Annotated in this window: 3 protein-coding genes; all 3 read left to right on the top strand. The window is 66.4% G+C overall.

Annotated features, from left to right (window positions below):
• Positions 1–71 precede the first annotated feature (71 nt).
• Positions 72–1,049 carry a sugar ABC transporter permease gene (locus tag ABZU75_RS46210; RefSeq protein WP_355569880.1) on the top strand — a complete coding sequence of 326 codons (978 nt, stop codon included), beginning with the start codon at positions 72–74 and terminating at the stop codon, positions 1,047–1,049.
• A 5-nt stretch (positions 1,050–1,054) separates the two neighbouring features.
• Complete coding sequence (locus ABZU75_RS46205) at positions 1,055–1,945, top strand: carbohydrate ABC transporter permease (RefSeq protein ID WP_355569883.1); 891 nt, start codon at positions 1,055–1,057, stop codon at positions 1,943–1,945.
• A partial coding sequence (locus ABZU75_RS46200; RefSeq protein ID WP_355569877.1) for a family 1 glycosylhydrolase occupies positions 1,942–2,373 on the top strand: 432 nt, incomplete at its 3' end. The genes ABZU75_RS46205 and ABZU75_RS46200, both read left to right, overlap by 4 nt.

The following is a 2,373-nucleotide window of genomic DNA, read 5'->3' as shown; positions in this document are numbered from 1 at the left end:
GCCGCCGCGAGGTGGGCGGGCCCCGCGTCCGCGACGACCAGGGCGCATGCCCCCGCTGAAAGGCTCCGTTGATGACACTGCACGTCGACTCCCCTGCCGCCCCTCCACAGCCCGGCCCCCGCCGGTCGGCGGGGGCAGGCGGACCGCAGCGAGGCGGTGGATGGGCCCGGTTCGACCTCCGGGCGACCCCCTACTTCCTCGTCTCCCCGTACTTCCTCCTCTTCGCGATCTTCGGCATCTTCCCGCTCGGCTACACCCTCTGGGTCTCGCTGCACGACTGGGAGCTCGCCGGGGACAAGTCCTTCGTCGGCCTCGAGAACTACATCGAGCTGATCACCGACGAGGCCTTCTGGAACGCGGTGATCAACACTCTCGGCATGTTCGTCATGTCGACGATCCCGCAGCTCCTCCTCGCCCTCGTGCTGGCCAACGCGCTCAACAAGCGCATCCGGGGACGGCTCTTCTTCCGCCTCGGCGTGCTGCTGCCGCTGATCACCTCCGTCGTCGCCGTCGCCGTCGTCTTCACCCAGCTGTACGGGCGTGACTACGGCATGATCAACTGGTTCCTGGGCCTCTTCGGAACCGACGCGATCAACTGGCAGAACGAGAAGTGGTCCGCGTGGATCGCGATCTCCACCATGATCGACTGGCGCTGGACCGGCTACAACGCCATCATCCTGCTGGCCGCCATGCAGACCATCCCCAAGGATCTCTACGAGGCCGCCGCCATCGACGGTGCCACGGCCAGGCGGCAGTTCTGGCAGATCACCATCCCGATGCTGCGCCCGACGATCGTCTTCGTGGTGTTCATCTCCACCATCGGCGGCCTGACGCTGTTCACCGAGCCGGTCATGTTCGAAGGCAACCCGACGATGGCCGGCGGCACCACCGGCCAATACCAGACCGTGGCCATGTTCATCGTCAAGGAGGCGTTCCGCGACTTCGACTTCGGCTACGCCTCGGCCGCCGCGTGGATGCTGTTCGCGCTGATCCTGGTCGGGACGCTCATCAACTACTCCTTCACCCGCCGCATCGGGGGTTCCAAGTGACGGCCATCCAGTCCAGGCGGCCCCCGGCGCATTCACGACGGCCTTCCGGCCCGTCGGCCGCACGGAACCGCATCTGGGACGCCGGCCCGCTGACGAAGGTCGTGCTGGCCTTCGCGCTCGTGCTGTCGGCGTTCCCCATCTACTACATGTTCATCATGGCCACCCGGACCAACGAGGAGGCCATCGACGTACCACCGCCGCTGCTCCCGGGCGGCCACCTCGGCGAGAACATCTCACGGCTCCTGTCCACCGAGGACGCCTATTTCATGACCGGCCTGGTGAACTCGGCCATCGTCTCGGTCACCGTGACCTTCTCGGTGGTGCTCATCTCCACCCTGGCCGGCTTCGCCTTCGCCAAGCTGCGCTTCCGGGGCGGCAAGATCCTGCTGGGCCTGATCCTGGTGACGATGATGGTCCCGCTCCAGCAGATGGGCATCGTGCCGCTGTACGAGCTCATGGTCACGCTCGGCTGGACCGGCCAGCTGAAGGCGGTGATCCTGCCCTTCCTGCTCAACGGCTTCGGGGTCTTCATGATGACCCAGTACGCCACCCAGGCGGTGCCGGACGAACTGGTCGAGGCGGCCCGCGTCGACGGCGCCTCCACCATGCGCATCTACGCGAACGTCATCCTGCCGGCGCTACGGCCGGGAATGGCAGTGCTGGCACTGCTGGTCTTCATGCAGACCTGGAACGAGTTCATGTGGCCGTTGATCGTGCTGAACCCGGACAACCCGGTAGTTCAGACGTCGATCGCCGCGCTCAACCAGGCCCACGGCACCGACTACGTGATGCTGTTCACCGGCACCGCGGCATCGGTCCTCCCCCTGTTCATCGTTTTCATCGCGTTCGGCCGTCAGATCGTCGGCGGACTCATGGAAGGTGCGGTTAAAGCGTGACCACGCAAGAGACGCAGATTCAGACCCCGGATCTGGTGTTCCCGACAGGTTTCGTCTGGGGCGCGGCCACCTCCGCATACCAGATCGAAGGCGCCGTCTCGGAGGATGGCCGCGGCGTCTCCATCTGGGACACCTTTGTCAAGCAGCCGGGCCGGGTGGTGAACGGCGAGCACGCCGACGTCGCCATCGACCACTACAACCGCTACCGGGACGACGTGCGGCTGATGGCCGAACTCGGCCTCGGCGCGTACCGGTTCTCCATCTCCTGGCCCCGGATCCAGCCCGAGGGACACGGCCCCGTCAACCTCAAGGGCATCGACTTCTACAGCCGCCTGGTCGACGAGCTCCTCTCCCGGGGCGTCGACCCGTGGGTGACGCTCTACCACTGGGACCTGCCCCAGCCCCTGGAAGACGCGGGCGGCTGGCCG

Origin of the sequence: Streptosporangium sp. NPDC005286 (genome assembly GCF_040607515.1) — a bacterium.
Taxonomy (GTDB): domain Bacteria; phylum Actinomycetota; class Actinomycetes; order Streptosporangiales; family Streptosporangiaceae; genus Streptosporangium.
The sequence above is the reverse complement of the archived record's forward strand: the minus strand, read 5'-3'. Positions and strand labels throughout refer to the sequence as shown.